Origin of the sequence: Actinomadura sp. NPDC048955, from assembly GCF_040649435.1 — a bacterium.
In the GTDB taxonomy this organism is placed as follows: domain Bacteria; phylum Actinomycetota; class Actinomycetes; order Streptosporangiales; family Streptosporangiaceae; genus Spirillospora; species Spirillospora luteofluorescens.
In genome coordinates this window covers 85,761-92,844 of the sequence record NZ_JBEZJI010000034.1, presented here as the reverse complement: position 1 = coordinate 92,844, position 7,084 = coordinate 85,761, and the positions used below count along the sequence as shown (strand labels likewise).

Below are 7,084 nucleotides of genomic sequence, written 5' to 3'. Positions count from 1 at the left end.
ACATACCTCTCCCCCCCCCCGCGGCCGGCCCCGGGCCCGCCCCCCCGGCCCCCGGCGCGCTCCGTTCAGCTCCGCCGCGCCCCGGAACCCACCGGTTCCGGGGCGTCCTCTTCCCCGGCCCGCTCGATCGGCACCCCGGCGGTCTCCCGGATCTTGATGATCGGCAGCAGCGCCACCAGCGCGACGATCATCAGGTAGTAGGCCGGGACGGAGTTGGAGCCGGTGGCGTCGATCAGCGAGCCCACGAGCACGGCCGCCGTCCCGCCGAACAGCGACGTCGAGATGTTGTAGCCGATGGCGAAGGCCCCGTACCGGACCTTGGTCGGGAACATCGCCGGGAACGTCGCGCCGATCACCGCCAGCATCATCACCAGCAGCCCGCCGATGATCGCGTACCCGACCACGACCCCGGCCGGGTCGTGCGTCTGCATGAGCGCGAACGCCGGCCAGGACAGCACGAGGAAGCCGACCGCGGCGGCGATCAGCAGCGGCTTGCGGCCGATCCGGTCCGACAGCGCGCCGAGCGGGAGGATCACCACCATCATCGCCGCCTCCACGCCGATCGTGGTGAGCTGCGACGAGGTGTCGTCCATGTCCAGGAAGTCGACGAGGTAGGACGGCATGAACGTCAGCAGCGTGTAGACGGCGACGTTCAGGAGGATCACGATGCCGATGAGGTTCAGGATGGTGCGCCAGTGGTGCTCCACGGTCTCCCTGAGCGGCGACTGGGCCTTCCTGCCCTCCGCCTCCATGTGCTGGAAGGTCGGGGTGTCCTCGATCCGCGTCCGGACGTAGAGCCCGACGGCGCCGAGCGGCAGCGCGATGAGGAACGGGATGCGCCAGCCCCAGCTCTGCATCGCGTCCTCGCTGAGCAGGAGGTCGATCAGCAGCACGAGCCCGGCGCCCATGATGTAGCCGCCGAGCGTGCCGAACTCCAGGAACGCGCCGTAGAACCCGCGCCGGTTCGTCGGCGCGTACTCGGCGATCATCGTGGCGGCGCCGCCGTACTCGCCGCCCGTCGAGAAGCCCTGGACGAGCCGGACGCCGAGCAGCAGCAGCGGCGCGGCGAGCCCGATCGTGGCGTAGCCGGGCAGGACGCCGATCACGAACGTCGAGCCCGACATCAGGATGATCGTGGCGGCCAGCACCCGCTTGCGGCCGAGCCGGTCCCCCAGCGGGCCGAAGAACATGCCCCCGAACGGGCGGGCGAGGAACGCCGCGGCGACGAGCGCGAACGAGCGCAGCGTGGCGCTGCCGGACGCGTCCTCGGGGAAGAACACGGTGCCGACGATCGACGTCATCACCCCGGCGCTGAACACACCGAAGTCGAACCACTCGATGCAGTTGCCCATCGCCGACGCGGTCACGGCCTTGCGGACGGCGCCCTCGTCGGGCGCCGCGCCTTCCGGCGGTCCGGTGCCCTCGCCTCCGCGTCCCGGATCCGCTCCCTGCCGCGCGTTCGTCGAGTCGTTCACGGCTTGCCTCTGCCCGAAGATCAGCAAAAGTAACGCCGGGTTGGGACTCCGATGACTCTGCGGTAGAAGGCCCTGGTCAGGGCGGGGCAGGACGGGTGCCGACCGGTCAGGCCCTGCGGGACCGGCGCGGGGTGCGCGCGGTGTCCTCGTCCTCGTCGGCGCCGCCGAGGAGGTCGTCCGGCAGCGGGGGCAGGACGGTGGTGCGCTGCGGGTCGCCGTCCAGGGGATCGGCGGCGCGCCGCGGGGCCTTGCCCCGTCCGGGAAGCTCGTCGGTGGTCTGCGGGTCGCCGGTGGCCTGGGGGTCGCCGCCGGCCGGCGGGTCGACGGTGGTCCCCGGGTCGTCCGGCAGCTCGTTGGTGGTCTGCGGATCGCCGCCGAGCAGCTCGTCGAGGGACGCGGTGGTCTGCGGATCGCCGCCGAGCAGCTCGTCGAGGGACGCGGTGGTCTGCGGATCGTCCGGGGCGTCCAGCAGGTCGTCCTCGGGGATGGCGACGAGCGCCTGCGTCTCCTGCGCCTCCCGAGTGATCACACCGCTGGCGAGGACGGTGTTGCGGTGCCGCAGCGCGCCGTTCTCGCGGAGCAGGTTGTCGTTGTCGGAGCGGGCGCGGGCGATGCGGCGGCTCAGCCGGAGGTGCACGACGAGGCCCCCGGCGGCGGCGCCGAGGACGAACCCGGCGACCGGGAGGCCGACGGCCGGCGGCGCGAGCGTGGAGACCAGCGCGACCACGACCAGCGCGACGACGACCGCGAACGCGAGCAGGTGCTGTTCCACCCAGTCCAGGACGGTGTTGACGCGCTTGGGGATCCTCACTCGCCTTCTCCTCCACTCGGCTCGGAACGGGGACAACGACCGGGCCGAGGCGGGATGTTCCAGCGCCGCGGCACCGCCGTTCCAGGGGACGCCGCCGGGCTCCGCGGCCGGGACGGCACCGGGCTCGCGCCCTCGCGCGCCGCCCTGTCAGTCGACGGGCTCCCAGGGATCGTGACCGGAGGGAGACCTTGCCGAAACCCTAACAGGATGTCCCGGCCGCCTCCGACCCGGCGCCCCGCGCGTCGCCCGCCGGGATGCGAGCACAGGGTCGCGGCGAATATCGTCTTCGGATATGAGCGAACACTTTGACGTCGTGGTCCTGGGCGCGGGCCCGGGTGGATATGTCGCCGCGATCCGGTCGGCGCAGCTCGGGCTGAAGACGGCGATCATCGAGGAGAGGTACTGGGGCGGGGTGTGCCTCAACGTCGGCTGCATCCCCTCGAAGGCGCTGCTGCGCAACGCGGAGCTGGCGCACATCTTCACCCACGAGCAGAAGACGTTCGGGATCAACGTCGAGGGCAGCGTGTCCTTCGACTACGGCGTCGCCTACCAGCGCAGCCGCCAGGTGTCGGACAAGCTCGTCAAGGGCGTCCAGTTCCTGATGAAGAAGAACAAGATCACGTCCTACGACGGGCGCGGCACGTTCACCGACCCGAACACCCTCGAGGTGGCGAAGCAGGACGGGTCGAGCGAGACGGTCACGTTCGACAACTGCATCATCGCGGCCGGCGCGCACACCAAGCTGCTGCCGGGCACGTCGCTTTCGGAGCGCGTCGTCACCTACGAGGAGCAGATCCTCAGCTCCGAGCTCCCGGGCAGCATCGTCATCGCGGGCGCCGGTGCGATCGGCGTCGAGTTCGCCTATGTGCTGCACAACTACGGGGTGAAGGTCACGATCGTCGAGTTCCTGGACCGGATGGTCCCGAACGAGGACGCCGACGTGTCCAAGGAGCTGGCGAAGCGGTACCGCAAGCTGGGCGTGGACGTCCTCACCTCGACCCGGGTGGACGCGATCGACGACTCGGGCGAGAAGGTCAAGGTCACCGTCACCGGCAAGGACGGCGCGCAGCAGGTGCTGGAGGCCGACAAGGTGCTCCAGGCGATCGGTTTCCAGCCGAACGTCGAGGGCTACGGGCTGGAGAAGACCGGCGTCGCGCTGACCGAGCGCGGCGCGATCGACGTCGACGGCCGCTGCCGCACGTCCGTCCCGCACATCTACGCCATCGGCGACGTCACCGCGAAGCTGATGCTCGCGCACGCCGCCGAGGCCATGGGCATCGTCGCGGCCGAGACCATCGGCGACGCCGAGACGATGGAGCTCGACTACGTGATGATCCCGCGCGCGACCTACTGCCAGCCGCAGGTCGCCTCGTTCGGCTGGACGGAGGCGCAGGCGAAGGAGCAGGGCTTCGAGGTCAAGACCGCCAAGTTCCCGTTCAGCGCCAACGGCAAGGCGCTCGGGCTGGGCGAGGGCGACGGCTTCGTCAAGGTGATCAGCGACGCGAAGTACGGGGAGATCCTCGGCGCGCACATGATCGGCCCCGAGGTGACCGAGCTGCTGCCCGAGCTGACCCTGGCGCAGCAGTGGGACCTCACCGTCAACGAGGTCGCGCGCAACGTGCACGCCCACCCGTCCCTGGGCGAGGCCATGAAGGAGGCCGTGCACGGCCTGGCCGGCCACATGATCAACCTCTGATCCGCGGAACGGCACGAGGCCGCCGCCACGGTTCGAACGTGGCGGCGGCCTCGCCGTCGCGGGGTCAGGACGCCGGCCAGCGCTCCAGGGCCTTGTAGGCGGGCTGCCACTGCGTGTCGAACGCGGTGCGGGCCGGCGCGGGCAGGACTGACAGCGTGGTCGCGACCGTCTCCTCGTCCACGCCGTCGAGGAGCCAGGGCAGCACGCGCGGCGCGTCGGGGCCGACGTGGCGGCCGTGGGCCTGGCCGAAGGCCTGGAACTGCTCCGGCGTCAGGGTGGCGTCGATCAGCGGCAGCGCCTCCTTCTCCTCGTGCGCGAGGTGCGCGGTCAGGGCGGTGGCGAGGGCGTCGACGAGCTCGCCCACGGGTTCGGCGCCGGTGTCGATGGCCTCGATGAGGGGGTCGACGGCGGCGTGCTCGGCCTCCATCGCGTCCAGCAGGGCCAGGTCGTCGGCCTGCCCGGCGAGCGTTCCCCGCAGGACCGGCCAGAGGGCCTCGTCCTCGGCGGTGTGGTGGGCGTGCAGGGACACCTTGAACAACTCCCAGCCCGCGGCCGCGGCGAGGAGGCGGCGGGGGTCGTCGTCCTCGCGCGCGGTCACCTTGGCGAGATGCTCCAGTTCCCTCCTCAGCGCGTCGTGCATGACGTACATCAGGGTCCAGTCGTATTCGCTCATCGCTCCTCCTTCTTCACCGCGTTGACGGAGCGGCCGGAGGAAAGGTGACGGCTCAGGACGAATGCGTCGGCGCAGGCCGGTTGAGGCGGCTGAGGAGGCGCTGACCCTGGCGGGAGCTGATGTCGAGGCGGCGGGCGAGTTCCGCGCCGGTGATGCCGGGCTCGGCGTCGAGGATGGTGAGGGCGCGGGCCTCGTTGTCGGTGGCCACGCCGCGCGGGGCCTTCCGGGCCGGGGCTTCCTGCGGCGTCTCGGAAGGGGCCTTCTGAGGCGGCGCCTTCTGGGCCGGTTTCCTCGGGGCGGGCGTCGTCGCGGGCGGAGGCTCCTCCACGGGTTCCGGCTTCGGCGCGGTCAGCTCGGTGACGCGGGCGAGGGCCTGGTCGAGCATGACGCCGTCGGTGAGCATCCAGACGACGTCGGCGGGGGCCCTGCTCCTCCACCTGCGGCCGTAGTGGTCGTCCAGGAGGGCCAGGGCATGGCGGCGGCGCTGCTCGGCGGTCAGGGCGTGCGGGTAGGAGGTGATCTGCCACAGCACCATGCGCCGCCACAGCCGGAACGTCGAGAACGGGGCGAGCAGCCAGCGGGCCAGGGGGACGCCTTCGCGGACGGTCCCGGCGGCGATCCCGGCGCGGCGGCGGATGGCGTGCCGGACGGCTTCGATGAACGTGATGAACAGCACCGGCATCGCGGCGTGCATCACCATGCCGGTCGGGTCGCCGTGCGCGGCCGAGACGTTCAGCCAGACGGTGGCGGCGGTGAAGGCGAACGCCATCCAGCGCAGCGCCGGCATCGGCATGGCCAGCCACTCCAGCAGCAGCGCGACCGACACCAGCGCGAGGATGCCGAGGTCGACGCCCGCCGGGACGATCCACGCCTGGCCGCCGAACCAGGGCTCGGCCACGTCCCGGACGGAGGCGAACGACCCGTAGCCGCCGAGCCCGGCGAGGCCGGCGAAGAACAGGCCGCCGACCCCGGCCAGGACCCGCTGGGCCCGGGTCAGCGGCACGGCGGCCGCGCGCTGCTCGTCCATCGGCGCTCCTCCGTCACGGGGTCCGGATCACCCCGAGACGGTAGCGCCTCGCGACCGCCCGTCCGGACGAAAGCGCCATAACCACCCAGAAGCCGCAGGCTGACGGGGGGCGGGTCAGCGGAGCGGGTCGAACGGGTCCAGCTCGCCGGGACGGCGCCCGGTGGCGATCATCTCCGCGAGGAGGCTTCCGGTGGCCGGGCCGAGCGTGATGCCCCACATGCCGTGGCCGCCCGCGGCGAACACCCGCGGCGACCGGGTGGCGCCGATCAGCGGCAGGCCGTCGCGGGTGCAGGGCCGCGACCCGACCCACTCGTCCCGCCGGGCGTCGAGGTCGGCGCCGCGCAGCAGCGGGCGCGCGGCCTCGACGATCGCCCGGATCCGGCGCGGGTCGAGCGGCGCCTCGGGGCGGCGGAACTCCATCATCCCGGCGACGCGGAGACGGTCGCCGAGCGGCGTGCAGGCGACCCGCTGCGCGGGGAAGTACACCGGCCCGTCGGGGACGCGCTCCATCGGCACGCTGAAGCTGTACCCGCGGCCCGCCTGGACGAGCGCGCCGACCCCGAACCGCCGGGCGAGGCCGCCGAGCCACACGCCGCTCGCGAGGACCACCGCGTCGAACGTCTCGAAGTCGCTGCCGCCCGTGCGGACCGCCACCCCGCCCGGCTCGTCCCGGACGTCCGTCACGTCCGCGCCCGCGCGGATCTTGCCGCCGCGGTCGCGGACCGAGTCGGCGAGGGCGTGCACGAACACGCCCGGGTTGATGAAGCGCTGCCCGCGCAGCAGGATCGCCGCGCCGATCTCCCCGGACAGGGCGGGCTCCACCCGGCGCGCCTCGTCGCCGGTCAGCACCTCGTACTCCAGCTCCTGGCCGGCCGCGCGGATGTGCTCGATCTCCTCCAGCAGGACGCGCCGCTCCTCCCGCGTCCGGTAGGCGGCGAGGAACGACCCGGCCTCGCTGGTCTCCGCGCGGACGCCGCCGTCCAGCAGCGCGTCGAAGCTCGGCAGCGCCCGGCCGTTGATCGGCACCAGCGCCTCCATCGCGCGCCGCCACCGCGCCGCCGTGCTGTTGCGGGCGAACCCCGCGAGGAACCGCAGCAGCCGCGGGTTCGCGCTCGGCGGAACGTAGACCGGCGACGACGGGCTGAGCACCGCGCGCACGCCGTAGGAGAGGACGGCCGGTTCGGGCAGCGGGGTCGCCAGGCCGGGGGTCAGCCACCCGGCGTTGCCCCAGGACGCCCCGGCCGCGACGTCCCGCCGGTCGAACACGGTGACGTCGTCGCCGTGCTCCTGCAGGAACCATGCGGTGGACAGACCGACCATGCCGGCCCCCACGACGGCGACTCGGCGCGCCATGGCCTCTCCTCTCCTCGTGAAACGGGTCACTTCGATGGTGATGCGTCCG

6 protein-coding genes are annotated in these 7,084 nt (G+C 72.7%); 1 reads left to right on the top strand and 5 read right to left on the bottom strand.

Annotated features, from left to right (window positions below; genetic code table 11):
• Nucleotides 1–65 precede the first annotated feature (65 nt).
• A complete protein-coding gene (locus AB0C84_RS28380; protein ID WP_258941860.1) occupies nucleotides 66–1,475 on the bottom strand; it encodes an MFS transporter in 1,410 nt (469 codons plus the stop codon).
• Nucleotides 1,476–1,581: 106 nt separating this feature from the next.
• Complete coding sequence (locus AB0C84_RS28375; RefSeq protein WP_361072346.1) at nucleotides 1,582–2,286, bottom strand: hypothetical protein; 705 nt, start codon at nucleotides 2,284–2,286, stop codon at nucleotides 1,582–1,584.
• Nucleotides 2,287–2,578: 292 nt separating this feature from the next.
• Between AB0C84_RS28375 and lpdA the strand changes: the two genes are divergently transcribed.
• Nucleotides 2,579–3,982, top strand: a complete 1,404-nt coding sequence (lpdA, locus tag AB0C84_RS28370) for a dihydrolipoyl dehydrogenase (RefSeq protein WP_179846565.1) — start codon at nucleotides 2,579–2,581, stop codon at nucleotides 3,980–3,982.
• A gap of 64 nt (nucleotides 3,983–4,046) precedes the next feature.
• On the opposite strand, the gene AB0C84_RS28365 is transcribed toward lpdA, so the two are convergent.
• The 3 genes from AB0C84_RS28365 to AB0C84_RS28355 all read right to left on the bottom strand — a co-directional run bounded on the left by AB0C84_RS28365 (nucleotide 4,047) and on the right by AB0C84_RS28355 (nucleotide 7,035).
• The gene (locus tag AB0C84_RS28365; protein WP_179846564.1) at nucleotides 4,047–4,655 is read right to left on the bottom strand and encodes a hemerythrin domain-containing protein; all 609 of its coding nucleotides are present in this window, start codon (nucleotides 4,653–4,655) and stop codon (nucleotides 4,047–4,049) included.
• 52 nt (nucleotides 4,656–4,707) lie between these two features.
• Complete coding sequence (locus AB0C84_RS28360; protein ID WP_361072342.1) at nucleotides 4,708–5,682, bottom strand: DUF2637 domain-containing protein; 975 nt, start codon at nucleotides 5,680–5,682, stop codon at nucleotides 4,708–4,710.
• Nucleotides 5,683–5,796: 114 nt separating this feature from the next.
• Nucleotides 5,797–7,035: an FAD-dependent oxidoreductase gene (locus AB0C84_RS28355; protein ID WP_339155143.1), complete on the bottom strand. Its 1,239-nt coding sequence runs from the start codon at nucleotides 7,033–7,035 to the stop codon at nucleotides 5,797–5,799.
• Nucleotides 7,036–7,084: the final 49 nt, after the last annotated feature.